This is a genomic window from Nostoc mirabile CHAB5784 (genome assembly GCF_020829645.1).
GTDB lineage: Bacteria > Cyanobacteriota > Cyanobacteriia > Cyanobacteriales > Nostocaceae > Nostoc > Nostoc mirabile.
This window is the reverse complement of the sequence record NZ_JAIVFS010000028.1, coordinates 1-25,103: the sequence shown is the minus strand read 5'-3', so window position 1 is coordinate 25,103 and position 25,103 is coordinate 1. Positions and strand designations below refer to the sequence as shown.

Here is a 25,103-nt window from a genome sequence, read left to right as displayed (position 1 = left end):
TATGCTACATAAGAAAGCGACAAGAAGGTTTTTCTAAATAATCTTTACCTATAAGTTTAAACGGGTTAAAAGTTTTGCAAAAAGTAGTTTATAGCCGGCGGTTGTATTGCTTAGGGGCTAGCTGCACTGCAAACTTGATTAGTTCAGAATATAGGCAAACAACACCAATGATACTAAAGGGAGTAAATTATTGCTCGTAACCGCTCAATAATCTGGGGTAAATCGTTCAGTGACAAGCCTCAAATGGCGTAAAATCGTTCCTGAACTGGTAGTTCGCCCCGATTTATTGAGCGGATACTATTGCTCAGGTATTTTAGCGATTTTCAAAAATAGGCAATTAATGATCTGTAAAACTAAGCTTCTCACACAAACGCTGACTGAAGATTGCCACGACTCGCAGTAATCCATAACATAATGACAGTCACAAGTCCAAGCAGGGGCTTTTGCCACTCAAAACTTTTCCTATGGGCGACGCTTGCTTCCCCATAGGGATACGGTGATTGTAAAGTAATTGTCAGATTAGTTGACATATATTTCTAGGTAAGGTATTAAAAGTGACTTCCAGTGCAGACGAAATTCAAAAGCTGATCGCAGACATTGACAACTTACTTGCCAGTGGTGGCAAGCGCGTGTCTAGATTTCTGTCTGGTCAGGCGCAAGAGCCTAAAGAAGTTTTAGAACGAATTCGCAACTTCTTGGTGAGGCTACAAGAAAAAAGAGCATTAGAGAACGGCATCCCAAACCAGTCTTCTGAAGAACCGCGTTCGCCCTTGGCGATGGCTCCGCCATCGCCTTTATTAACAAAATTTATTGATCAAGGTAATAACCAGTATCCACTACCCCGCCCCGAATCCAATCAGGAACAGAGTACTGTTGGGGCAGGACTATTAAAAAGTGAATTTTCGAGCTTGATCCAGCCATTGCGATCGGAATTAGAATTGCTCTTGCAAGAGCGAGCCGCTCTCATACATGAAATTAGGCAGCTAGAGCAGAGGCGATTGCAAAATTACTCCTTAGCGCAGCAGTTGACAAACCAAGAGCAGATGATTACCGAGTTTTTACAGGTACTCATGAGTCGTCTTGTGCCAACTTTAACGCCACTTTTAGCACAGAGGCGGGAAAATTCCGCCAGTTCTTCAGGAGCAAATAGTGGAAACTCAGAACCAGCAACCTCTGCAACTCAACCGTTACTAGAATCACCAGACCCTGCGGAGCGTTTAACTCACCTGGCGAGGGAGTTGGATCAACGTTTATTATCACTAGATGGGACTGTAAATGTAGTATTTGAGGCACTACAGCGCAACATTAATACTTATCACGAGTCCCTGTCGCAAGCATTGGCAAGAATGCATAGTCAGGGGATGCAAGGCGAACAGTTGATGGCCAGCTTTCTCAACAATTTGACTCAGCATTTGCAGCAGCAATCCCCTATCCTTGAGGTCGAATCTGATACACCAGCATCATTGGCTGATCCAGCCGAGATTACTGCTGGAGTTGCACCCCAACCCTTGGAGCTTATACAGCCAGAAACATCTTCACTCACAATTGATCAGCAACAGGATACTACGATCGCAGAAGATTTAGATGCAGTACTGTTGCAGCTTGGTATGGACTCGTCTCAATCTTCTCACCAGACCGAATTACCGCAAGATATTTCTGCGTTAATTGGTGATGAAGTAGACCAACTTTACGCCAGTTTGTTTGGTACTGGTAATGTTAATAATCCAAGTCTTGAGGTTTCCACAGCCTCAGAATCAACGTTGAACATCGCTGAGGGCGCATCTGTGCCTCCAACTGGAGATTTTGAGGCTGTGACAGCAGATACGACGGATCTGTTCGATCTGAGCAACGTTCACCCGCAAACAACCCAACAGACTCCAGTAGAAACTACAGCATCATTAGATTCACAGGAAGAATTATTTTTTGAAGAAGATACAGACCTAGAGCTTGTTAGTTTCTCTACGCCCCAAGCAGTTTCCGCAACAGACAGCTTGCCGCTCGGCAATCAGCCAGCTAGCGCTGATACAATTAATACTCTAACTGAGCTATTGCCTGATACAAGTAATGATCAGGAACTGCTGGAAGTATCATTTTCTGTGGATAATGGCACAACTACAGCACCAGTTACACCAGAAGTAGCAGAAATTGCGGAAATTGCGATCGCCACACCAGAAGTATTAATTAACGATGATCAGCCAGAACTGTCTTCAGATAACTACATTGCTGCTTCGCCACAAGAAAACTTGCTTTCTGTTGAGTCAAACCAGGCTCCAGCCCTACTTGATATTTCTTTAGATGAAGAACAATTGCAGCAATTAGATCGGGATTTGGCTAATTTTGATCGGCAGCTAAATTCTGAGTGGCAGCTAGCTACCAACTTGAATATTTTCTCAGAACCACTTGATCAAAATCAAGACATAATTTCCACAACTTCCCCTGAGCCGCCAACAGAAAATCTCCAAATAGTAGAAGAAAATAACTCAACTGCTGCTTTCTCCAGTTTGGCAGTTCCCCAGGTAGAAACTGAACAAGAAAATGAAGTCACAACTCCTGATGAAGAAAGTTCTTTACCTCCAATTTCCAACTCCATCAACAATCCAGAAGTTTCGCTCAATGTTCTAGAATCAGTCTGGTATTTAGGAATTGATTTAGGTACAACAGGAATTTCTGCCGCATTATTAAATAGCTCTACTTTTGTTGTACATCCTATCTATTGGTCAGCAGAAAATCCGCCGGGAAGAACTTCTTTCCAGGAATCATTTCGTTTACCAACAGAGGTTTATCTGCCTAGAGCTTCTGTACCCCACGGAGAAAACGAAAGTATCCAAGTACATGAGCGGACTGCACCTGCGGCTGTTGCCCAAGATAAAGTACCCGATCGCTCGGCCAACACTCCTGCAACACGGACAACAACAGATCCGACGACAAATAATCTCTACTCGGCGCAGTTGAAGCCTTATTTACAAGTAGCCATTCCCTACAAGAGTGAACGGCAGAAATGGGAACCTGTTTTGCAATTAAATGAATTTTCGGCAGGCCCTTTGATTTGGGTTGTGCGATCGCTCTCTAAGCTACTATTAACCCTCAAATCCGAAAAAACTTGTACCACCCCTAGTTTAATGGCTGCTGCTATGGGGATCAGCGAACAAGATTTCCCCAAAATTATCAATAATATTGCTGGTGTAATTTGCACCTGTCCATCTAGTTGGTCGGAACAATACCGCTTTAACGTGCGGGAAGCTTTACTCACCAGTAAACTCATCCAACATCCGCAGCAAGTCTTTTTTGTCGAAGAAGCGATCGCTAGTTTACTCCCAGAACTCGATGCTGCTAACGGTGAGCAAGTAAAATTAAGCCAACATCAGGGTTCTCATCCGGCAAAAACCAGCGAACATCCCATTGTTGGCAATACCCTTGTGATTAACATTGGAACAACTGCCACAGAAATGTTGCTGGTCAATCTCCCAGAAACATTGCAGCAATTGACATACAATGATTTCATGCTCCACAGTTTTGCTTATGCTGGTAAGGCAATTGAACAAGATATAATCTGCCAGCTGCTATTACCACCTAAATCTCGGCAATCACGAAAAGAAACACAAAGCGATGCCTGCGGCGGGCTACGCCTACGCAAAACTATCACCAATAATCCTTGGCAATGGCAACCGTCAATTCCCGGTTTAGACCAAATGCGTTGGCAGAGTTTAGGGTTGGAAGAATTAGAGCTACCCAGAGTCGGAGAGCCAGATATCACCGCTCGGATTCGCCTCCAGCAGCGTCTAGAAAGTTCTCTACTGGGACAGGCGGTATTAGATGCCGCACTAGCTCTAAAGCTGATTTTGCAACACCAAGACTCTTTTACCTTAGAATTGGCCGATCAGCAGTGGATTTTGCAGCGACGAGATTTAGAAAGCCAGGTATTTATCCCCTTTGTGCGTCGCCTGAACCGAGAACTCAACAAGTTATTGGTAGCCCGTGGCATTCCTACAGAATCCATTAATCAAGCTATCCTGACTGGTGGGGTGGCTTGTGTCGGGACGGTGAATCGTTGGCTACGGCAAAAACTCCCCAGCGCTAAGATTATTCAAGATTTATATCTCGGCGAAAACGGCGCTCCTAATTGCAGTCGCGTTGCTTATGGTTTGGCGATGCTGCCTCTGCATCCCCAGATATTAGATATACCCAGGCAACAATACACTGATTATTTCCTATTTACAGAATTGCTGCGGCTGCTACCAGACCGATCCTTATCTTTCGGTGAAGTTATCCAGTTATTTGAGGGTCGTGGAATTAATACTCGCACTTGTCAGCAACGCCTGCTGGCTTTTTTGGAAGGTGAACTGCCTTCGGGTTTGATACCTTCAGTTACAGATTCGGCTTGGCTGACTCAGAGTTCGCAAGAAAATCCTGACTATCAGGCGATCGCTACAGCACCACTTTTTGAAAAACAAGGCAGTCTCACATATCGCCCCAATTCCCAACAACTGTTGTCCTTGCGTCGCTATCTAGATGCAATCAAGGCTAGTAATCAGCAATCACTGGAGGAAGCATACTTAGTGAATTTCGCTTTAGAGGTTAATCATTGAGATTAGTAAGTAAGTCGGTGCGAATAAATTGAAATATGTTTAGTAATGTAAAATTATTGTAATCGATTTCGTAGTAAGGACTTTAGTCCTAAAAGAAGGACTAAAGTCCTTACTACAAACCTTTAATTATTTACGCCGTTTTACTTACATCACGGATGTGTCTTTCTAAGTCGCGAAGATCCTGATGGGCTTTCTGCTCTCAACACTGTAATATTTTGGATGTGTACCAATCACACTATTTTTTTTATTGGATGCTATGAAATACTGGAATTTTACAATTTTCCACCTTAATTAAAAGATTCTGTAAACTTTAGGTTTTCGGTTTTTATATTGCTTGTTTTTTGTGTATCTTAGCACTCAGTAGTATTGACAAAATCAATAAAAATTGCCTAAAAATTATGTTCATGTCTACACTACTGATTCAAAAAGTCCTGTTGTAGATAAGTTAGTCCTTGTGAACCATCTTTATCTTTATTCAGTTAATTGCTCGCAACAGCCTTTCCACCCGTCAACCTTAAGCGTGAGAAAACGATTAATTGACATTGTTGGAGCCATTGTGGGGCTGATAATTACATTTATGATAGCAATTCCCGTAGCAATTGTTACCTTTATAGATGCTCCAAGTCCAATATTTTATTCCCAAATTCGCTGTGGTTTAAACGGAAAAACTTTCCGCATCTGGAAATTCCGTTCGATGATCGTCGATGCCGATAAATTCAAGCATTTAGTTGAAAACCAAGCCAAAGGTCACATCTTTAAATCTGTTGACGATCCTCGCATTACTCCTGTGGGTAAATTTTTGCGGCGTACTAGTTTAGACGAATTTCCCCAATTTTGGAATGTTCTGGTAGGGGACATGAGTTTAGTTGGTACTCGTCCACCCACTCCTGATGAAGTCAGCAATTACGATCCACACCACTGGGATAGATTGCGAGTCAAACCAGGCATTACTGGAGAATGGCAGGCTAATGGGCGCTCTATTATTACAGACTTTGAAACCATTGTCAAGATGGATATAGATTATCAACGTAAGTGGTCTGTAACTTATGACCTGAGTTTGATTGTTAAAACTATCTGGGTAGTCTTGAAAAAGACTGGGGCTTATTGAATTGGGCATTGGTCATTTGTCATTGGTCATTTGTCATTTCTCCCCCTGCTTCCCCCGCCTCCTCATCTCCCCCTGCTCCCTCATCTCCCTCATCTCCACTTTCTTCTTCAACCTTTGACCCCGCTACCAGCTTCTGTGGGTACAATGTAACGTTGTAAAAATAAAAATAGTAATAATACTGGGGCGATCGCAATTATTGAACCAGCAGCTACTAACCGCCAGTCAAGGGAAAATGTACCTGCTAGCTTTGCGACTCCCAAGGGAAGAGTGTATAAATTTTCGTCTTGGATGACAATTAAAGGCCACAAAAAGTCACTCCAAGCACCAATAAATACAAAAATAGCTAAAGTTACCAATGCTGGGCGAACTGCTGGTAACATCACATGCCACCACAAACCTAACTCCGAACTGCCATCCATCCGAGCGGCTTCTTCTATCTCTTTGGGGACACTCATGAAAGCTTGGCGCAACAGAAAAATGCCAAAGGCAGAAGCTAAACTCGGAAAAATCATCCCTAAATAACTATTTCTCAAACCCAACTGGACTGTCAAAATATAAAGGGGAATCATCACGATTTGGAAGGGAATCATAATCGTAGAGACGATCGCCACAAAAATCCAGTCTCGCCCGACAAATGATAATCTTGCCAACGGATAGGCAGCTAAAGCGCAAAACAGCAGATTTAAGCCCACAGTCAGCACTGACACCAAAGTACTGTTATACAGATATTGTCCAAAAGGTAAAGAGTTCCAGACACTAAAGAAGTTATCTAGTGTAGGTGAGGCAGGCAATAACTGTGGCGGCGACTGCAAAATATTTTCTGTAGGCGATTTCAAGGCTGTACTAACTAGCCACAGTAAAGGAAAGAGCATCACCAGTGCGATCGCTCCCAATAGCGCATACATTAGCAGAATTTGCGATCGTTTTTTTTTCCAGTTCAGCATTTTATTTTGCAAATTTTATTTTGTAATTCAACAGGAATGTAAACACTCACGCTTCTTGCTGTTTATTTTGAAAAATATTTAATGTATATCTAGCTCTAGTTTTAACAATATTTAATTGGTCAACTTGTACCAACAACCTGTCTAAAGTTTCAGCTTCTTGATTTGATAAATTAGTTTCAGAATTTTTAATTAACAACTCCTGTAATTGTGTCTGAGTTTTAGGAAATAAAGAACTTTCTGCTAAAGCTTGCAACTCATCTAGACTTAAACCAATCAATAATTCAGAATCTATAGATAAGTTAGTTAGCTGCTGGTAAGTTTCTAAGTCTAACAATACCCCAACTTTCTCTCCCTGTGCGTTAGTGACATACTGAACTGAGTCAGACATGGCTTTACTTAAGAATTTGATTAATTTTATCGTAATCTATCATCAAAAATATTGTTAAAGCAATTCAATAGCAGAATTAGGGCTATTTCATTCTATACATAAACCGCCCAGAACTAAAGTTCTTTGGCTTTTAGCTAAAGTCCGTTAAAACGGACTAGAACCTTTTCTCAGTCATCTTTAGATGACTTTCGCTATTAGACTCAGAATTCATTCTGAGGCGGGCTTTTCGGAGAATGAAATAGCCCTGATAGCAGAATATAGTTTCGTTAAGCATTGATTGTAAATTAAAGGATTTAATACCCCAACCATAAACGTAGCTCTGAGAAGGAGTGGCTCCGACTTGGCTCGTTTCCAGTAGGGGTTTAAATCCCCGCCTGAAAATGTCTTTAATGCAAGGATTTTGAATTGTTAACTGGTAGTTTGAAGCCAATTCACAGTAGTTAATCTTCAACCGCTACATAAGGCTGTGGTTCCCGCAAACGTTGGGCAATTTGTTCTCGTCGATACTTTGCAAGTTCGCTGTAAAGTCTCTTGCGAGAGAGATTCACGCTGCCAACAGGCTCATGCTCTAGCAGTGTATGCCAAGGGGAAAACAGCGAACCCTCATCTAATCTTTTGCGTTCTTCAAAGTCAAATTTCTGACTAGGAATGCGGACAGTTGCAACTTTGATAAACGGTGAATCTGTTTCTTGCCATTCCTGAACGTGGTCTTCAATCGGCGTTTTTTCATCGTCTACATAAAACTGAATTAAAAAGTCAAAAGACGCTTCTCTCCCTTCTTCAGTCAAATATTTGACCAGTGTTTCTCGGAGGTAATTTTCTGATTCTGGAAGTGTTTCTGGTGGTTGTTCCGGCTGTTGAGATTTGAGAGACAATTTTACAAGGCGATTACCAAACTTAAACGGAGCCATGCTCCAATATTGAATCAAAAGCGGATTTCCTACCTTCTGGCTGCCAATTTTTTGCAAGATAGCAAAGGCGTAACCAAGTTCCTGCAGCCGTTCTGGGGTAAGTTCTCCACTACCTGCTCTGGAGATATCAGCATAATCACGAACGTCTTTAGTAAAGAAAGTAGGATAATTGTTGAGTATAAAATCTTGAGTTTTTTCTTCATCATCCAGCACTTTTTGCCCGTCCACATTCATCACCTTGATGGCGATACCGCGAACATCAGGCTGGCTATCGGAGCGGAATTTACCACGTTTTTCAGGCGAACCACCACTAGAGAAACGAATCCACACAGGATAGGTTTGGGGCGTTTTGAACAAACCTACTCTCAGGTCTTCAGGAAGATTGGGTTCAATAATAAACTCTCCTGAAAGAAGTCCATGACTTTTGCTATGAATTTGGCGGAGGTCTGGGCCGGTTTTTTGTTGAGCTTGCAAGCTAGTTGCGATAATCTCGTCGATTGTTGCTTCCTGCTCAGTGGTAGATGACGTTGGGTTAGTCATAAAACATTTGATAATGTGTCTTCATTATCCTGAATCCTTCAGCCTTTCTGAGTCAATCCGGTTTCCGTAGAAACAGCTTGTAGTGGTTTATCCCAAGGATCAATAGGTATTTGGCACAAATAGGCAAACTCAAAGACAATTCCGATAGTCGGCTTTGTCTGCCACTGCGGTAAACTGAGCAAGCGATCGTAATATCCACCGCCATAGCCCAGGCGATATCCTTGATAGTCGCAAGCGACACTAGGGACAAGAATCAAATCTACTTCAGCCGGATGTAATATTGGAGCGTCGGGGTGTGGTTCAGTAATGCCATAAGCGCCACGTTGGATAGAATCACTCGGTGTCCAAATATGCCAAGATAGGGATTTATCAATGCAGCGAGGAAATCCCCAACGGTATTTGGTGTTTGCAAATAGTGGACTGAGATCAAGTTCTTGGCGAAAGCTGAAATAAGCAAGTATTGTTTTTGCTTGGGTGAACAAAGTAGAGTTTTGTAAATGGGAGCATAAGCGATCGCTTTTTTCTCTCCATTCTCCAACGGACATTGATTGACGTGTTTTGAGTAGAGTGCGGCGCAGTTCTGCTTTATTTAGTTGATGATTAACTTTGTCCATAAAATATAGTCAAAAAAATAAGCTGGGCGATGCCCAGCTTATATCACTCTACATTCACCAGAACATTGTTATGCAGCGTGTTGACGATACCACTCAATGGTATTCTTTAGCCCTTGCTCAAAGCTCACCTGAGCCGTGAAATTAAAGGCTTGCTTTGCCCGTTCAGTATCTAAACATCGGCGGGGTTGACCATTAGGCTTATCAGTTTGCCACACAATTTCACCCTTAAACTCCATCAACTCGCAGATTAAAGTTACTAAATCGAGGATGGAGATTTCATAACCGGTTCCCAAGTTAACTGGTTCCGATTCGTTATACAATTGAGTCCCCATGACAATCCCCCGCGCTGCATCTTCTGAATACAGAAATTCACGGGTGGGACTGCCATCACCCCAAACTGCAAGTTGCTTTTCTGCCTTAATTTGGGCTTCGTGAACTTTGCGAACTAATGCTGGAATGACGTGGGAACTTCCGGGGTCAAAGTTATCTTCTGGGCCATATAAATTTACTGGCAGTAGGTAAATCCCATTAAAACCGTACTGCTGACGGTAAGATTGCAATTGAACTAAAAGCGCTTTTTTTGCAATTCCGTAAGGGGCGTTGGTTTCCTCTGGGTAGCCATTCCAAAGATCGTCTTCTTTGAATGGCACTGGAGTGAATTTAGGATAGGCGCAGATTGTGCCAACACAAACGAATTTTTCTACTCCAGCTTGATAGGCAGCGTGAATTAGCTGCGTTCCCATGATCAAATTATCGTAGAACAACTCTGCGGGTTTTTCACGGTTCAGACCGATACCCCCAACATGAGCTGCTAGGTGGATAATTACGTCTTGCTGGTCAACTGCACGTTGGCTATTTTCCCAAACACGCAAATCAGAATCGCGCGATCGCGTTACTGTAATCTTCTCACGATCGGCTCCTGCTTTACACAGTTGATCGATCACCTGACGACCTAGAAACCCCGACCCACCAGTGACAAGAATGCGTTTATTTTTTAATTCTAAGGCGGTCATATTTTTATCCTCTGTGGTGCGAATCAGAAGTGCAAAGCGCCCAGTTGTTGACGAATAGTCGCTATATCTAATGGAAATTGCGAACCATTTCCATTGGGTGAAGTATGACCCAATGCTTGTAAATCTGCTTCTACCATTAAAGAAACTAGTTCTTCAAAGGTTACGGATGGTGTCCAGCCCAACTTCTGGCGTGCTTTGGTAGAATCGCCAATCAACAACTCTACCTCAGATGGACGGAGGTAACGCTCATCAAACTCTACATAATCTTCCCAATTGAGATTTACATAACTAAATGCTAGTTCCAAAAACTCGCGCACCGAGTGGGTTTCACCAGTAGCAATTACGTAATCATCTGGCTGGTCTTTCTGCAACATCAACCACATTGCTTTCACGTAATCCTTCGCATAGCCCCAATCTCGCTTTGCGTCTAGATTACCCATGTAAATCTTTTTCTGCTTATCAGCAACGATACCAGCCACTGCTCTAGTGATTTTACGGGTTACAAAGGTTTCACCCCGTCGTGGTGACTCGTGGTTAAAAAGTATGCCATTACAAGCAAACAAATCATAAGATTCACGATAATTTACAGTTTGCCAGTGAGCGTAAACTTTGGCACAGGCATAGGGACTGCGGGGATAAAAGGGCGTTGTCTCAGTTTGAGGTATTGCTTGTACTAAACCGTACATTTCTGAAGAACCCGCCTGGTAAAATCGCACCTGAATTCCGGTACGCTGTTGGTAGTCCCGAATTGCTTCCAACAGACGCAACGTTCCCATTCCGACAGCATCCACCGTGTATTCTGGTGAATCAAAGCTTACTCTGACATGGGATTGAGCGCCCAGGTTGTAAATCTCTACTGGCTGGACTTCTTCTAAAATACGTCGCAGCGTCGTACCATCTGTCAAGTCACCATAGTGAAGAAACAACCGCACTCCCTCTTTGTGGGGGTCTTCGTAAATGTGATCGATGCGGTCTGTGTTAAAGGTAGAAGTCCGGCGAATAATGCCATGAACCTCATAACCTTGTTCCAACAAAAACTCACTTAGATATGAACCATCTTGACCAGTAATACCAGTAATCAACGCTCGCTTCTGTTGCGTCATGCTTAATTATCCCTTATTGTCTTTGATTAAAAAGTTACAGCCAATCTGATACAACCTAGCAGCTAATTGCTCAATTGCCTAATGGGAAACCTACGAGTTCTTATTCTTAACAGACTTTATCCGTAAATAAATATACTTAATAACGAAGTAATTTAACACGTCAGTTTTCTTAGATATATCAAGATTGTTTAATTATGTATATTTCTTTTATTAAATAGATAAAGATTCTTTTTGTGTACGTTATTTTTTTGTCAAAACTTCATATATCTCTGGTTTGGTGAAGACTGATTGAAGAAGAATTCAGGAGTCAGAATTCAGGAGCAAAGCCGGAGACGTTTCCGTTAGCTCCGGTCAGCAATCTTGACGCTCTCTACAGCGCAAGGGATGCGGATTCGCTCTAAGCGAACGCGAGTGCGTCTCTAAGAGTTGCTATGCCGTTGGCGTACCCCTACTCTTAAGCAAGCTAAATGTAGTGTGTCGCAGACAAGCCCAAGCTACGCGCAGCAGCGACCATAGGAGAAGGAGAAGAGAAGGCTTTACGTTTCGCTATCGGCTCTTTCGGTCAGAATTCATTCTAAATTCTGACTCCTGAATTCTGTTTCGATAAAATAAATATTTTAAATTAAACTTTTGGCAAAAATTAGAATAAGAGCAAAGATGAACAATCGTTTAGTCTTAGGGAAAGAATTGCTATTTAGGGGCATTAATTGCCCCACAGAATCGACCCTAAGTAGTTACTCAGTATGCTCCGTTATTTTTGGGCAGAATGACCACATCAACAGTTTTCAAGATGATCCATAAATCAAGCCATAAATTCCTAAACCTAGCATAATGCAGGTCTATTTGGACTCGCCGAGGGTAGGGAATATCATTACGCCCAGATACCTGCCACAAACCAGTAATTCCTGGACGGATTGTTAAAATCTCATCAATGTGACAACCGTATTTTGGCAGTTCTTCTGCTACTAGGGGTCGTGGACCGACTACACTCATGTCCCCTTTTAAAACGTTCCAGAACTGGGGAAATTCGTCTAAGCTAGTAATTCGCAAAAATCGACCAATTTTGGTAATCCGGGGGTCTTGTTTCAGCTTAAAACTGCTTTCAAATTCTTGTCGCAACTCGGGCGATGTTTCCATCATTTGCATGAGGATTTCGTCCGCATTGCTTACCATTGTTCGGAACTTAATACAATTAAACGGTTTGTAATTTTTCCCTACCCGTTCCTGGACATAAAAAATTGGCCCTTCTGAGCTGAAAGCAATCAGCAAAGTCAAAATTAAGTAGACGGGGAAGAACAAAATTAATACCGACAGCGAAAACACTATATCGAACAGTCGTTTGACAAACTCTCCGTTTAAACCCTGAAAAGATAAACCTTTGGGCTTAACTTTTGGCGTCCTTGTTTTTTGACCGCGTTTTAAGAAACGCGTAGACGCTCTAGTGTCTTGCCTTACGCCTCGCTTGCCGGAGAGGAGTGAGCTCTGGGCAGTCATCATACTCCTTAATAATCCACACCACACATAGTCCCAATATTAAAGCCAAAATGAGGTGCTTCTGGGGGAAATTGCCAAAAGCCTAAAAAAATAAGATGTTATTCAAGACCATCATTGCTAAAATGGTCTTTTTTCGTTGCATTTGTTTACAAAATCTAAATAACGATCTGCAAAAATTTGCGGTGAGAACTGCGCGGCGTGCGATCGCATATACTCGGAACTGAACGAACCCTCATACACTTCAAACTTTTCTACTGCCTCCACTAAAGCCGCCTCTGTTTGCGTCCTGAAGAATATACCTGTCCCTGTATCCACTCCAGAGCGGATATCCCGTACTGTTTCTAAAGCACCCCCTGCACCGTAGGCAATCACTGGCGTGCCACAGGCTTGTGCTTCCACTAAGGCAATACCAAAATCTTCACAAGCTGCATACACAAACGCCTTAGCGCTAGACATATATTTTTTTACCACATTATCGGGTTGCCATCCCAGTATTTGGATATTAGAGTTTGCCATCTCGCGAATCTTGTTCATTTCATCTCCTGTACCAATGATTACTAATGGTCGTTTGAGTTGATTAAAAGCCTTGACAATCAACGATATTTGCTTATAACTCACTAAGCGGGAAACTGTCAGGTAAAAGTCCTCTTTCTCAGACAGAAACGGAAATTCCGCAATATTCACTGGTGGGTAAATGACTGTTGCTTCTCGTCGATAGCAACGCCAAATCCGCCGAGCTGTATGTTGCGAGTTAGCAATGAAGTAATCAACGCGATTGGCACTCAATACATCCCACTGGCGCAAACGATGTAATAAATATCGTGTTACCCATCCAGGTAAACCACTACCCAGTTTGCTGTGGCGCAGATAATCAAAAGTTAAGTCCCAGGCATAGCGCATAGGACTGTGACAGTAGCAAATATGCATCTGTTCGGGAGTGGTAAGAATTCCTTTGGCAACAGCGTGGGATGAAGACAGAATTACGTCATAATGCCGTAAATCAAGTTGTTCAATTGCCAAAGGCCACAAAGGCAAGTATTTTTGTACACCGTTGCGGGCATAGGGAAAGTTCTGGAGAAACGTCTTGCCAATTTGACGCTTGTATAAATAACTTTCAGGATTGCTGGATTCAAAATCTATGAGAGCATACAAATCAGCATCAATATGATTCAAAATTTCTCGTACAACGAGTTCTGAACCACCGGTGGCTTTGGGTGTCAGCCACTCATGAACCAGAGCATATTTCAAGGGCACAGCTAAACAATTCAAAATTCAAAATTCACGCATTCAAAATTGAAGATAGTTTTCTTAGACTCCGACTGAAAAGTTTTCCTTTGTGATTAATTAACGGGAAGCGCCCCAGATTAGCAAATGGGACGGAATCTTTTCCTTAGAGGTTCCAGATGGATGCTGCAACCTGATAATCTCAGAATGGGGAGTGGGGAGTGGGGAGTGGGGAGTGGGGAATGGGGAATGGGGAATGGGGAATAACCAATAGTTTTCTTCCCCTGCTTCCCCTGCTTCCCCTGCTCCCCCTGCCTCCCCTGCTTTTCCCCTACTCCCTATTCCCCACTCCCTACTCCCTTAACGCAACTGATATATAAATGGTGAATTTATGCGAATTCTAATTATGGGTGGTACTCGGTTCATTGGTGTCTATTTGACTCAACTACTAGTGGAACAAGGACATGAGGTGGTGCTGTTCAATCGGGGAAATCGGCCAGCACCTTCTTTAGAGGGAGTAGGACAAATTATAGGCGATCGCACTGATGCTACTCAATTAAAGGCAAAGTTATCACAAGAAAACTTTGATGTCATTTTTGACAATAACGGGCGGGAACTTACTGATACTCAACCACTTGCAGAAATTTTTCAAGACCGAGTGCAACATTTTGTCTATATGAGTTCTGCGGGGGTGTATCTCAAATCTGACCAATTGCCCCATGTAGAAGGCGATCCAGTAGATCCTAAAAGTCGCCATAAGGGTAAACATGAAACAGAAGCTTATCTGACTCAATTGGGATTACCTTTTACTTCCATTCGTCCTACTTATATTTACGGGCCTCGTAATTATAATGAGTTGGAAGGCTGGTTTTTTGACAGAATTGTGCGCGATCGCCCCATTCCCATCCCCGGAAATGGGTTGCATATCACCCAGTTTGGTCATGTAAAAGACTTGGCAAAAGCTTTGACTCAGGTTTTGGGCAATGAACAAGCCATAGAGCAAATTTATAATATCTCTGGCGATCGCTTTGTCACTTTTGATGGTTTAGCCCGTGCTAGCGCTGTAGCGGCTGGCAAATCACCCGATGCTGTAAAAATCGTCCATTATGACCCGAAAAAGTTTGATTTTGGCAAACGCAAAGCTTTTCCGATGCGAGTGCAGCATTTCTTTGCTTCGGTGAATAAAGCGCAAACAGAATTAAATTGGCATCCTGAATATGATTTGATTTCTGGGTTACAAGATTCTCTGGAAAATGATTATTTGGTTAATGCAAAAGATAAAGCTGATGTTGATTTCTCTGTAGATGAGGAGATTTTACAAGCGTTGTGAGTAAAGATATTTAGGGGCGCATCGCTGTGCATTGGTGTCAACTTAAACCCTGGCGAATAGAATTCGCACGCCAGTTGCTCATGGGGGAAACCCCCATCGCCCTTGGCGTCTCCCCTTGGGAGAAGACCGCACTGGCTTGGCTACACAGGCTTTCGTCTGCCTCCGCAGACTAAGGTCAAATTAACGGTTTGAAACCCACGGAGGTGGGTTTTGTTTGTGTAGACGCGGTTTCTAACCGCCCGTTTCGCGTTAAGTTGACACCTATGATCGCTGTGTGCATATACTGATGCTTTTCGCACCTTCACAACTCATCAGGGTTAACGCCTAACTCTCGCAGTTGTGCTGCTAATCTGTTAGCACGTTGACTTTCTCGTTCGAGGGGCGTGGGAAGGCAATTCCCAGATGCATCATACCAACGTAGCCACAACCGCTCAATTCCTTGGTAAGAACCTTGCCAAAGTCCTAAGCCCAGTTCCAAACTCGGCATCCACACCCGTGGGGTAGTCAAGTCCAATTCGCTGTAGCGGTCTGCAACCAATTGGAATGCTTGGAGTTTGTCAGTGTAGCGGTCAAACACAATGTAGTAAGGAACTCGCAAAATCCGCTCATAAACTTCCCATTTGGTCGGCGGTTGTTTAATCTCCCGCAGAGTTTGTCCTAAGTCTTCTTTTTCAGTGCCAGGAGAAAGCAATTCTACCACTACAAAAGGAGCAACCCCTTCTTGCCAGATGACATAACTCAGACGCAAGTTTTGCTGTTCGTAGAGACGCGAAACTCCCACGGCAGCAAACCAGTCCGGGCGTTTGTACCATAGTGTATGCCGGAGGTCATAGTAAAGGTTTAAGTCAGTGGCAACAAATACCTCCTCTGCTGGATAGTTAGGTGGACAGAAGGTTTCGCGCAGAAGTTGGGGTTGAAAAAGGTGAAATTCGTCAGGCAAACCAGAGTCCTCCGGGTATTCACTGGGAAGATCATACATAGTGGGTAGAGTTTCTTTTGGAGGGCGCGGCGGGTCTGTTTGGTACATAAGGGGAATCCTGACCGACTAATTTTAAGTTAACGGATCACGATAAAGGTTTGACCAAAGTCAAAAAAAATATTTTTTCTTATACCTGGGAAAGATGCAATTTATCGCGTCTTTAGTTTTTACTGGAACAGGAATTCGGAAATGGTATACAAACCCTGAACTTGAATAAAAAGGAAGAAGTGTTGTAAATATGTCGCAAATGTTTTACCTAATGAAAGTAACCATTTAGGTATATACTTTTGAATATTTAATATTTAAATTAACTGCTTATGGGACAATATCCACTCCACAATGTTCTAGGAGCCAGGGCCCGCTTGGGTGAAGGCCCCATCTGGGACTCAACTCAAAACCTACTGTACTGGGTCGATATTTTTAACCATCGGGTGCATCAGTTCAATCCTGCCACGGGGAAAAACAGCTTTTTTGATGTGGGAGATGTAGTAGGTGCGATCGCAACAGCAGGTGCAGATAGATTAATTATGTTACTGCGCCATCACCTGGCATTCCTCAACACCCAGACAGGTGTAGTTACCCCCATTTTAGAAATTGAAGGAAATCTACCAGATAACCGTCTCAATGATGGTAAATGTGACCCTCAAGGACGTTTTTGGTTTGGCTCAATGTGTTCTTTGGAAAAACCACAGGCTAGCCTCTATCGCTATGACAATGATGGTTTATTACATGTAATGGAAACAGGATTGACTATTTCTAATGGTTTAGGGTGGAGTCCCGATCAAAAAACATTTTACTTAACAGATTCTCCTCAGCAAAAAATATATGCTTACGACTTTAATTCAGTAACAGGAAACATTACTAATCGTCGAATTTTTATTGATTTAACTCATGAATCCTTCCATCCAGATGGGTTGACAATAGACAGTGAAGGACATATTTGGTCAGCTATGTGGGATGGATGGTGTGTGATTCGTTTCAATCCCAAGGGTGAAGAGATATTGCGGATAAAGCTACCTGTGCAATTGCCAACTAGCTGTACTTTTGGGGGCGAAGATTTGCAAACACTTTATATTACCACTGCTTCAGTTGGACTCAGCCAAGCAGAGATCGAAAAAAGCTTCTACTCTGGTGATTTGTTTGCTCTCCAAACTGATGTTACTGGATTACCTACTTATGATTTTTAATAATTATCGCAATTTACAGGTAATTAAACTATTGTGCTATGTTTTCTTCTCTCCACAGTGCTACTTGCTGTTTAAGTTCTTTCATATCTAAATAATCGCTAGCAAAAGCTTTTCGTAAAAGTGGATGAGGAATAAATTGATCATACTTTTGAATTTCCGGTGCTTCTGAAGTACTGAGTAAATCTTCTGAGGTAATTCTTTGCTCACACAATGAAGCAATTTCATGATAAAGATATTTAAATTTATCTTTGCCTAATTTAATTGTTAAATAATAAGGATTTACTCCGCCAATACTTGTAATTTCCAACGATTCTCGACAGTAGGAGTTGAGTAATCTTTCTAAGGTGCGATAAGCAACCGTACCCATCCAGGGAAAAATGCAGCATTTACCTTTTTCTAATTGCAAGATATTTTGTTTATCTAATCCAACTTGCTGCACCAATTGGCGAACTTTACTTAAACGTTGCAAAGCATTTTTTTGCAAGTAGCTGTACTCGACATTCTCAAAGAGAACCTGTTGCATTCGTTGTAAAACTTTGGTGTGAATAGTACTACCACTACCACACCAATAAATACTAGCTTTACCCTCGGCTTGTTTAACAAAAATAGCCTTCTTTTTAAAGTCAACTTCTACGACTTCCCAAGTTCTCCCAGCTAAAGCAAATTGATTTCCAACAGCAGGCGGCGTGACGATACTGCCAATTTGCGTTGCACCTTGCTTAACAATATATTCTTGCTGTTCAGCAAAGACAGCATAAAACTGGAATTTTCTCACAATCTTTTCTCCTGCCAAACCCAGGATTAATTTACCTTGCTCAGTATGCTGAATATGACCAATATCAATTAAATAGCGGAGCAATAGTTGAAAATCTTCTTTTAAAATAGCAGCAAAGGGCGGCAAGCTAAAAATTTGTTTAGCTAAAGCATTAGGTGAAATTTCCCCTGCTGCTGTTAAAATACTCATTGTTTGGTGATAAAGCAAACTCAAAGGATATTTAATCGGTCTGATTGGTTCAATCCATTGTTCCTCTAAATAAAGTTGAATGATAGCAATAGACTGCAAAAGTTGCCAGGGTATTTGTTCTGGTAGAGAAGCTTCTAGTAATGGTTCCTCTTCAGCGCAAATTAAGCGCATATCGGCAGCTTCACCTCTTCTGCCGCTACGTCCTAAACGCTGTAAAAAGCTAGCTACAGACAAGGGTGATTCTAACTGAATAACTCGCTCTAAATGACCGATATCTATGCCTAATTCTAAAGTCAGAGTGGCGGCGGTAACTGCTGGATTGTTGGGTTCACGCATCGCATTTTCAGCTGCTTGCCGCAAACTAGCAGATATACTCCCATGATGCACATGATATATATCTGGTAGCCTTTGTTCTGTGGCAATTTGTCGCAAAGATGCTATTACAGATTCAGTTTGTGTGCGATTATTAGCAAATATCAGACATTTGCGAGATTTGCTGAGGTTGAAAATATATTGTTCATAAGCTGTTGCCTCTGATTCATCTACTTCATCAGTAATATAAAAATGTTCTACAGCTAATTTTAGTTGGCGTTTTATCCCGTCAGGTTCCGGTGTAATCACTGGCTTTTCTGTTCCAGAACGTAACCAATTTTCTGCTATTGAGTAATCACCAAGAGTTGCTGATAAACCAATACGGCGCGGTTGTTTTTGCGTCAATTTTGCTAAACGTTGTAATTGGCAAATAATTTGACAACCGCGTTCGGAACCCATAAAAGCGTGAATTTCATCAATAATAACAAACCTTAAATCACCAAATAAGCGAACTAAGTCGTTATTTTTGTTAATTAACAAACTTTCTAGAGATTCTGGTGTAATTTGTAGAATGCCTTGAGGTTTTTTTAAAAGTTTGTTTTTTCGACTTTGAGAAACATCACCGTGCCAGTGCCAAACTGGAATATCTGCTTCTTTGAGTAAGTCGTTGAGACGCTCAAATTGATCATTAATTAAAGCTTTGATTGGACTAATATATAATGCCCCTATAGTTGCAGCAGGGTTGGCATGTAATAGAGTCAAAACTGGTAGAAAGGCTGCTTCTGTTTTACCCGCAGCAGTTGCAGCAGTAACTAGCAAATGAGCATCGGTGTCAAATATAACTTGACAAGCGGCAATTTGAACTGGTCGTAATTCAGTCCACTGGTGATGATAAATATATTCTTGGATGAAGGGTGCAAGTCGGTTAAAGGCATCGCTCATATTTTTTATGGATGAAAAGTGTTAGTAAAACTACTCCTTGGTATTTCAGAACCCTCGAATCATGGATCGACGAGTTCCATACTTGGAATTACCGATTACTAAAAGCGATCGCTACCCTTAAATTTCTGCCGTAGATATTCTACGACAAGAGCATTGGTGGCAGAAGTTCCACCTACTATGTCATATATGAAGATTGTTGCTTAATTGTTTTATGTCTATTCAAGTCTACGGAATTCCCAATTGCAGCACTTGCAAAAAAGCTTTGACGTGGCTCCAACATAACAACATTGACCATGAGTTTATCAACACCAAAGATACTCCGCCGACTCGTGAGATGATTCAAAACTGGGTAAAGTCTTTGGGTTTTGCTCCCATGCGAAACACCTCTGGTCAATCCTACCGCGCTTTAGGAGATGAAAAGAAGACTTGGGCTGACGAACAGTGGGTTGATGCATTTACTCACGACGCAATGCTGCTCAAACGTCCACTTTTCGTTAAAGATGGAATAGCTGTGCTGGTTGGCTTTAGAGATGAGGGAATAGTTCGAGAAAAATTAGATTTAGCTTCAGGAGTGCTGAGTTCTGAGTGCTGAGTTTCCCCATAGTTAAAACTAGAGGAAACTACATTCTTATTGGCGTTATTATAGCGTTTCCTAATCATACAAGTTACACATCATAGCCCCCTCCACTAACCAGCGGGGAGGGGGTTGGGTTCTTGTACCTCACTTAACCGAGAACCGGTATAGCGCGATCGCCTTTTTAGATTTGGCTCGATCGGAAGCCGATAGGCCCTTCACCAGCATAGGTCGTGGTTCCAGTTAGGGTCTTCCCACCATCACTAGATGTGACGTTGAGCGCTACTACATTCTGTCCCACACGACCACCGATTAGCCAAGTCCCACCAGGATTCCACGGCGCTGTATTACCACCCCACTGGTTTTCTACTGTGTAGTTGTTGCTGCTGACAATGTTACCTTTAAAGCCGATGGGGCCTTCACCAGCATAAGTGATAGTTCCAGTCAGGGTTTTACCGCCGTCGCTCGATGTAATATCGATCGCAACAACATTTTGATTTGCCCGAGAGCCAAGTACCCAAGTCCCACCAGGATTCCACGGAGCAGATGAGCCTCCCCATTGGTTTTCCACATTATAGACACGGCCATCAACAGCAACACTCTTAAAACCGATGGGGCCTTCACCAGAATATGTGATAGTTCCAGTCAGGGTTTTACCGCCGTCGCTGGATGTAATATCGATCGCAACAACATTTTGATTTCCCCGCGAGCCGAGTATCCAAGTCCCGCCGGGATTCCACGGAGCAGATGAGCCTCCCCACTGGTTTTCTACGTTGTAGGTGTCGCTCCCAGTTAAGTTAGCCTTAAAACCGATGGGGCCTTCACCAGAATATGTCGTGGTTCCAGTAAGTGTCTTGCCGTTGTCACTGGATGAAACTTTGAGTTCGACAATGCGCTGAGAGGCTCTAGCTCCAATTACCCATGTTCCACCAGGATTCCACGGAGCAGAAGCGCCACCCCACTGATTTTGTACATTGTATAGATTATTAGTATTGGTTGTTGTTGTTGCTGTCATTTTTTTCTCCGAAGTTTTGATCGTTTAGTCAAAGTGAATCTATAACAATCCGATTTGATTGCGGAAAAAAGTACGCACAATTAATTAACAATACCTTTGCCAATTTACAAGGCTTGACATAGAAAAAACCTAAGATTTTACACGCTTCTTTTTGCCATCTAACAAAAAATTCAGTCAAGAATATTCTGTTCTGTATGGTTTTGTAGAAGTAGTTTTAACTGTCGTGTACGTCTGAGCGCAGGTTCTACGTTTTGCCTCATAGTTAAGCAAATACTTGGCAAAAGTCTTGTTAAGCAGCAAATATTAGTCTTTTAGGCTGCCGTTATTATACTAGTACAATCGTAGTTAAGATTACAAGCAGATTTAATAAATTTTTAATAAAAATGTGTTTTGCTTTACCAAGCGAGCCGTGACGTACTTAGTAAATCAATCTTTGAGTACAGTCCGGTGCATCAGTTATACTTATACTTGCAATCGCTTTTGTAAGTACTTTGGAAAATTTTGTCGATTTTTACTCCTATTGACTCAATGCAGATTAGCATCCATCAGTCAAACTGAAGTAATAGAGACAAGTATATAATCAGGCAAAACCCATGAATAAGTATAAGGAAGTCTTACGTGTCATCCTTGCTATATGCATCATTGTGGTTGGAGTGACACACTTTCTTGTTCCAGAAGAATATGTCAAAATTGTGCCGCCGCAACTACCTTACCCTTTAGGATTAGTTTATCTCAGTGGCTTTTATGAAATTTTGGGTGGTATCGGCTTGTTAGTCCCGCCTGTAAGTCAAGCTGCTGCTTGGGGACTTCTTGCTCTTTTTATTGCTGTTTACCCTGCCAATATTAATATGGCGGTTAATCTTATTAAGATTGAACATATACCAAATTCACCTTGGGTACACGTAGTCAGGCTTCCCCTTCAAGCAGTTTTAATTGCTTGGGCTTGGTGGTATACGAAATCTTCTGATAGGGAAAAACAAGCTTCTATTATTCCCAAGTCGCTCATTCCCAAAGAATTAGAATTGGAATGAGTGCGTTTTTTTATATCTGAATTATGCGCGTTGCAACTTTGTTTGGGATAACACTCTCGTTAGCCATAAGTATTGGAGGAGTTGCTGTTCCGGTGATTCAAGCGGTGCAGCTTAGAGATGGCACTGTTTACTTTGTCCAACCGCCGGAACTTGTTAACGCGACGACTACTTATAAAGATGTAAATGTTTGGGGCGCAACTTACTATTTTACGATTAACGTGCCGGAAAATGCTGGAGAATCCCTTCAGAAGGTAACGATCGCACAGAGGGAGGGAGCAGAAAACATCCGCTATGATCTTAATGATACTCGCGCATTTGTGGGAACTAGCGATGCCTGCGGCGGGCTACGCCTACGCAAAGAATCTCGGCTAACACTAGGCGCAGTCACAGCAGAACGCAAGACACGAACAGTTTCTGTGAACTTTAATCCGCCTGTCACTCCGGGACAGACAGTTACAATCGCCCTCCGCCCTGTGAAGAATCCCAGCTTTTCTGGTGTCTACTTACTGGGTGTGACAGCGTTTCCGGTGGGTGAGAAATCCCACGGACAATTTCTCGGCTTTGGACGGTTTCAATTTTACAGCAATAGAAGTAACTGGTGGTTTCCATAGGGTGCATTACGTCAATATCGAAAAAGTAGAATTAGTGAACGTATAAGGAAAGTGTTTTTATGAGCATCCCACTTGTAGAGCAGCCCACAGAAGAAAAACTAGTAACTCTCAAGAATGTTTCTTGGGATCAATTTAAAGGTATTGAAACACAACTTCAGGAAAACCGCAATGTCAGACTATCTTATTTGTCAGGAATATTAGAAATTATGTCACCCATTGGAGATAAACATGAGAAAGTGAAAAGAACTCTCGGCTTGCTACTAGAAGCTTACATGAAAAAGTTGGGCATCCGGTTCTACTGTCGTGGTGGTTTTACTTTGGAAGAACCTGGCTATGCTTCTGGTACGCCAGATGAATCTTACAGCATTGGCACAGAAAAAGAAGTTCCTGACATTGTGATTGAAATTATTGTTACTAGTGGAAGCATTAACAGGAAGGAGTTATACAAGCCTAAAAAAGTGCCGGAAGTTTGGTTTTGGAAATCTAACTCGATACAAATATTCCGTCTTAGCGAGAGTGGCGAGTATGAAGAAGTAAACCGGAGTGGGTTTTTTCCAAATTTAGACCCTGCTTTACTGCTGCATTATATCGCAATGCCTGACCAGTACGATGCTCTTATTGAATTTGAGCAGGTGATCCGAAATCAATAAATATTTATCCCCAAATTATTTGCAAATTTAAAATAAATCCTGGTAAAACATCTTCTCCTGATAATTCTTGTGAAAATGCTAATATTTGTATTGGTTTACCAATCCGAGAGATTTCTACCTGACGCATTTTCGGATTAATTAACCAACCTAATTTAACTCCGTTATCAATATATTCCTGCATTTTGGCTTGCGTTTCTCGCAAACTATCGCTTGGTGACATTAACTCTAAAACAAAATCTGGTGCGATCGGCGGAAACTTTTCTTGTTCTTCGGGTGTGAGTGCATTCCATCTCTCTTTTGTTATCGGATTTGCTCGTGCGACTACCCCTTGATTTACAAACAAATTTATATTCGTTGTTTGACAATCATTTGGCCAAAGAGTATGCCAATTTCCTTCAAGACCTGGTAAGGGCATAGCAATGCCCATTGGTGTCAACTTAAGCTAAAAGTAGCTTAACTGTTAGCTTCCTCACCCGCCTCGAACTAAAGTTCAAGGCTGATAGCTAAAGTCTACTGAAGTAGACTAAAGATTTTTGGCTATATTTAGTCATCAACAGAAGACTTCCGCTAAAAGCCAAGGAAGTTCAGTTCCTTGCGGGACATAGCTTTTACGTTAAGTTGACACCTATGAGCAATGCCATGCCCCTACGAGAAATCTATATGTCTTAGGATTTTCGTGGATTGGTATAACACAAAACAAGGGGCTTAATAACTTGTTGAAACCCAGGTTAGTAGTTTTTGTTTGTGTAGACGAGGTTTCTAACTGCCCATTTCATGTTAAGTTGACTTGTCGGTAGACATCGCTTGCAGAAGTTTGGGATAATCTAGAGGATATTAAGTCGGTAGCTTGAAATACCTATGACTAGTAAGGAAGAATTAAGAAGTGTTGCCTCAGAAATTCCATTATTTAATAATCTTGAGCAAAAAGAAACATTTTTGTTTGTGATAGGGGCGTTATTTTCGAGAGTTATTAGTTTGAAAAAAGCCGCAAAAATCATGGAAATGGAGCCTGATGTATTTCTTAAACTATTAGATTTGATGGGGCTGGAATTTTCCTACTTGACTGAACAAGATATCGCTATAGAAAAGGATTGGTAGGGTGTGTGAAGGTTGTTTTTAACTCTTCTCCATTAATCTTTTTATCGCGTCTGAAATTTCTCGATATTTTTCTAGATTCTGACGATGACTTTTATTTGCCGATTTTTGTTGCAGAAGAAATCAGTGCTAAATCTGATGCAGCTAGTCAGCAGGTAAAAGCTTTAATTGATGTCGATAAAATATTAGTCAAAGAAATTCAATTATTTTCCTTAGCCAATCGTCTAAATATTCGACTAGGGAGAGGAGAATCGGAGGCTATTGCTTTAGGCACTGAATTACAAACAGATTACATAATTTTAGATGACTTTGCAGCCAGAAAAGAAGCAACTCGACTGGGATTAAATGTTAAGGGAACCTTAGAGGCTGTTTGAAAAGTCGGAGAGATGGTAAAAAAGCTCTCTCAGTATACGCTGTGAATAGATAGTAGACAGCACTGAGAGAGCAACATGAGTAAAGCATACCCCAGCAATCTGACCCGTGCTCAA

21 protein-coding genes and 1 pseudogene are annotated in these 25,103 nt (G+C 41.9%); 10 read left to right on the top strand and 12 right to left on the bottom strand.

What is annotated here, in order from left to right; translation table 11 throughout:
* Positions 1 to 554: 554 nt before the first annotated feature.
* Positions 555 to 4,586, top strand: a complete 4,032-nt coding sequence (locus LC653_RS19045) for a hypothetical protein (protein ID WP_229496140.1) — start codon at positions 555 to 557, stop codon at positions 4,584 to 4,586.
* Between the two features lie 454 nt (positions 4,587 to 5,040).
* Positions 5,041 to 5,694, top strand: coding sequence for a sugar transferase (locus LC653_RS19040; protein ID WP_229496139.1), 654 nt, complete (start codon positions 5,041 to 5,043; stop codon positions 5,692 to 5,694).
* 107 nt (positions 5,695 to 5,801) lie between these two features.
* On the opposite strand, the gene LC653_RS19035 is transcribed toward LC653_RS19040, so the two are convergent.
* The 8 genes from LC653_RS19035 to LC653_RS19000 all read right to left on the bottom strand — a co-directional run bounded on the left by LC653_RS19035 (position 5,802) and on the right by LC653_RS19000 (position 13,955).
* Positions 5,802 to 6,638 carry a carbohydrate ABC transporter permease gene (locus LC653_RS19035; RefSeq protein ID WP_229496138.1) on the bottom strand — a complete coding sequence of 279 codons (837 nt, stop codon included), beginning with the start codon at positions 6,636 to 6,638 and terminating at the stop codon, positions 5,802 to 5,804.
* Between the two features lie 46 nt (positions 6,639 to 6,684).
* The gene (locus LC653_RS19030; protein WP_229496137.1) at positions 6,685 to 7,026 is read right to left on the bottom strand and encodes a hypothetical protein; all 342 of its coding nucleotides are present in this window, start codon (positions 7,024 to 7,026) and stop codon (positions 6,685 to 6,687) included.
* A gap of 440 nt (positions 7,027 to 7,466) precedes the next feature.
* Entirely contained in the window at positions 7,467 to 8,477 is a 1,011-nt protein-coding gene (locus LC653_RS19025) for a catalase family protein (protein WP_229496136.1), read from the bottom strand.
* Positions 8,478 to 8,515: 38 nt separating this feature from the next.
* Entirely contained in the window at positions 8,516 to 9,091 is a 576-nt protein-coding gene (locus LC653_RS19020) for a 5-formyltetrahydrofolate cyclo-ligase (protein WP_229496134.1), read from the bottom strand.
* Between the two features lie 68 nt (positions 9,092 to 9,159).
* Positions 9,160 to 10,104: a GDP-L-fucose synthase family protein gene (locus LC653_RS19015; protein WP_229496132.1), complete on the bottom strand. Its 945-nt coding sequence runs from the start codon at positions 10,102 to 10,104 to the stop codon at positions 9,160 to 9,162.
* A 23-nt stretch (positions 10,105 to 10,127) separates the two neighbouring features.
* Complete coding sequence (gene gmd / locus LC653_RS19010) at positions 10,128 to 11,207, bottom strand: GDP-mannose 4,6-dehydratase (protein WP_229496130.1); 1,080 nt, start codon at positions 11,205 to 11,207, stop codon at positions 10,128 to 10,130.
* Between the two features lie 738 nt (positions 11,208 to 11,945).
* A complete protein-coding gene (locus tag LC653_RS19005) occupies positions 11,946 to 12,701 on the bottom strand; it encodes an undecaprenyl-phosphate galactose phosphotransferase family protein (protein ID WP_229496237.1) in 756 nt (251 codons plus the stop codon).
* 117 nt (positions 12,702 to 12,818) lie between these two features.
* Complete coding sequence (locus LC653_RS19000; protein WP_229496235.1) at positions 12,819 to 13,955, bottom strand: glycosyltransferase; 1,137 nt, start codon at positions 13,953 to 13,955, stop codon at positions 12,819 to 12,821.
* Positions 13,956 to 14,316: 361 nt separating this feature from the next.
* On the opposite strand from LC653_RS19000, the gene LC653_RS18995 reads away from it, so the two are divergent.
* Positions 14,317 to 15,255, top strand: a complete 939-nt coding sequence (locus LC653_RS18995; protein WP_229496128.1) for an NAD-dependent epimerase/dehydratase family protein — start codon at positions 14,317 to 14,319, stop codon at positions 15,253 to 15,255.
* A 301-nt stretch (positions 15,256 to 15,556) separates the two neighbouring features.
* Here the strand turns inward: LC653_RS18995 and LC653_RS18990 are convergent, their stop codons facing one another.
* On the bottom strand, positions 15,557 to 16,282 hold the full coding sequence (locus tag LC653_RS18990) for a Uma2 family endonuclease (RefSeq protein ID WP_229496126.1): 726 nt from the start codon (positions 16,280 to 16,282) through the stop codon (positions 15,557 to 15,559).
* A 269-nt stretch (positions 16,283 to 16,551) separates the two neighbouring features.
* On the opposite strand from LC653_RS18990, the gene LC653_RS18985 reads away from it, so the two are divergent.
* Entirely contained in the window at positions 16,552 to 17,421 is an 870-nt protein-coding gene (locus tag LC653_RS18985; RefSeq protein WP_229496124.1) for an SMP-30/gluconolactonase/LRE family protein, read from the top strand.
* A 28-nt stretch (positions 17,422 to 17,449) separates the two neighbouring features.
* Here LC653_RS18985 and LC653_RS18980 read toward each other — a convergent pair whose 3' ends face one another.
* Positions 17,450 to 19,639, bottom strand: a complete 2,190-nt coding sequence (locus LC653_RS18980; RefSeq protein ID WP_229496123.1) for a DEAD/DEAH box helicase — start codon at positions 19,637 to 19,639, stop codon at positions 17,450 to 17,452.
* A gap of 211 nt (positions 19,640 to 19,850) precedes the next feature.
* On the opposite strand from LC653_RS18980, the gene LC653_RS18975 reads away from it, so the two are divergent.
* Positions 19,851 to 20,231: a Spx/MgsR family RNA polymerase-binding regulatory protein gene (locus tag LC653_RS18975; protein WP_229496122.1), complete on the top strand. Its 381-nt coding sequence runs from the start codon at positions 19,851 to 19,853 to the stop codon at positions 20,229 to 20,231.
* A gap of 166 nt (positions 20,232 to 20,397) precedes the next feature.
* Here LC653_RS18975 and LC653_RS18970 read toward each other — a convergent pair whose 3' ends face one another.
* Positions 20,398 to 21,228 carry a lectin OAA family protein gene (locus LC653_RS18970; protein ID WP_229496121.1) on the bottom strand — a complete coding sequence of 277 codons (831 nt, stop codon included), beginning with the start codon at positions 21,226 to 21,228 and terminating at the stop codon, positions 20,398 to 20,400.
* Positions 21,229 to 21,821: 593 nt separating this feature from the next.
* On the opposite strand from LC653_RS18970, the gene LC653_RS18965 reads away from it, so the two are divergent.
* Genes LC653_RS18965 through LC653_RS18955 form a run of 3 tightly spaced genes read left to right on the top strand, consistent with a single transcriptional unit; the run spans position 21,822 to position 23,520 of the window.
* The gene (locus tag LC653_RS18965) at positions 21,822 to 22,259 is read left to right on the top strand and encodes a DoxX family protein (RefSeq protein ID WP_229496120.1); all 438 of its coding nucleotides are present in this window, start codon (positions 21,822 to 21,824) and stop codon (positions 22,257 to 22,259) included.
* Between the two features lie 23 nt (positions 22,260 to 22,282).
* Positions 22,283 to 22,870 carry a DUF2808 domain-containing protein gene (locus tag LC653_RS18960; protein WP_229496119.1) on the top strand — a complete coding sequence of 196 codons (588 nt, stop codon included), beginning with the start codon at positions 22,283 to 22,285 and terminating at the stop codon, positions 22,868 to 22,870.
* Positions 22,871 to 22,929: 59 nt separating this feature from the next.
* Positions 22,930 to 23,520, top strand: a complete 591-nt coding sequence (locus tag LC653_RS18955) for a Uma2 family endonuclease (RefSeq protein WP_229496118.1) — start codon at positions 22,930 to 22,932, stop codon at positions 23,518 to 23,520.
* Positions 23,521 to 23,524: 4 nt separating this feature from the next.
* Here LC653_RS18955 and LC653_RS18950 read toward each other — a convergent pair.
* A pseudogene (locus tag LC653_RS18950) lies at positions 23,525 to 23,824 on the bottom strand (Uma2 family endonuclease); the annotation flags it as partial.
* Positions 23,825 to 24,378: 554 nt separating this feature from the next.
* Between LC653_RS18950 and LC653_RS18945 the strand changes: the two are divergent.
* Both LC653_RS18945 and LC653_RS18940 read left to right on the top strand, forming a co-directional pair.
* The gene (locus LC653_RS18945) at positions 24,379 to 24,618 is read left to right on the top strand and encodes a hypothetical protein (protein WP_229496117.1); all 240 of its coding nucleotides are present in this window, start codon (positions 24,379 to 24,381) and stop codon (positions 24,616 to 24,618) included.
* Positions 24,619 to 24,623: 5 nt separating this feature from the next.
* Positions 24,624 to 24,989, top strand: a complete 366-nt coding sequence (locus tag LC653_RS18940) for a PIN domain-containing protein (protein ID WP_229496116.1) — start codon at positions 24,624 to 24,626, stop codon at positions 24,987 to 24,989.
* Positions 24,990 to 25,103 lie beyond the last annotated feature (114 nt).

What these genes read in the sequence shown, in the direction of transcription:
- LC653_RS19035 (WP_229496138.1), bottom strand. Translation starts at nt 6,638, where the DNA reads ATGCTGAACTGGAAAAAAAAACGATCGCAAATTCTGCTAATGTATGCG.
- LC653_RS19030 (WP_229496137.1), bottom strand. Translation starts at nt 7,026, where the DNA reads ATGTCTGACTCAGTTCAGTATGTCACTAACGCACAGGGAGAGAAAGTT.
- LC653_RS19025 (WP_229496136.1), bottom strand. Translation starts at nt 8,477, where the DNA reads ATGACTAACCCAACGTCATCTACCACTGAGCAGGAAGCAACAATCGAC.
- LC653_RS19020 (WP_229496134.1), bottom strand. Translation starts at nt 9,091, where the DNA reads ATGGACAAAGTTAATCATCAACTAAATAAAGCAGAACTGCGCCGCACT.
- LC653_RS19015 (WP_229496132.1), bottom strand. Translation starts at nt 10,104, where the DNA reads ATGACCGCCTTAGAATTAAAAAATAAACGCATTCTTGTCACTGGTGGG.
- gmd (WP_229496130.1), bottom strand. Translation starts at nt 11,207, where the DNA reads ATGACGCAACAGAAGCGAGCGTTGATTACTGGTATTACTGGTCAAGAT.
- LC653_RS19005 (WP_229496237.1), bottom strand. Translation starts at nt 12,701, where the DNA reads ATGACTGCCCAGAGCTCACTCCTCTCCGGCAAGCGAGGCGTAAGGCAA.
- LC653_RS18995 (WP_229496128.1), top strand. Translation starts at nt 14,317, where the DNA reads ATGCGAATTCTAATTATGGGTGGTACTCGGTTCATTGGTGTCTATTTG.
- LC653_RS18990 (WP_229496126.1), bottom strand. Translation starts at nt 16,282, where the DNA reads ATGTACCAAACAGACCCGCCGCGCCCTCCAAAAGAAACTCTACCCACT.
- LC653_RS18985 (WP_229496124.1), top strand. Translation starts at nt 16,552, where the DNA reads ATGGGACAATATCCACTCCACAATGTTCTAGGAGCCAGGGCCCGCTTG.
- LC653_RS18980 (WP_229496123.1), bottom strand. Translation starts at nt 19,639, where the DNA reads ATGAGCGATGCCTTTAACCGACTTGCACCCTTCATCCAAGAATATATT.
- LC653_RS18975 (WP_229496122.1), top strand. Translation starts at nt 19,851, where the DNA reads ATGTCTATTCAAGTCTACGGAATTCCCAATTGCAGCACTTGCAAAAAA.
- LC653_RS18970 (WP_229496121.1), bottom strand. Translation starts at nt 21,228, where the DNA reads ATGACAGCAACAACAACAACCAATACTAATAATCTATACAATGTACAA.
- LC653_RS18965 (WP_229496120.1), top strand. Translation starts at nt 21,822, where the DNA reads ATGAATAAGTATAAGGAAGTCTTACGTGTCATCCTTGCTATATGCATC.
- LC653_RS18960 (WP_229496119.1), top strand. Translation starts at nt 22,283, where the DNA reads ATGCGCGTTGCAACTTTGTTTGGGATAACACTCTCGTTAGCCATAAGT.
- LC653_RS18955 (WP_229496118.1), top strand. Translation starts at nt 22,930, where the DNA reads ATGAGCATCCCACTTGTAGAGCAGCCCACAGAAGAAAAACTAGTAACT.
- LC653_RS18945 (WP_229496117.1), top strand. Translation starts at nt 24,379, where the DNA reads ATGACTAGTAAGGAAGAATTAAGAAGTGTTGCCTCAGAAATTCCATTA.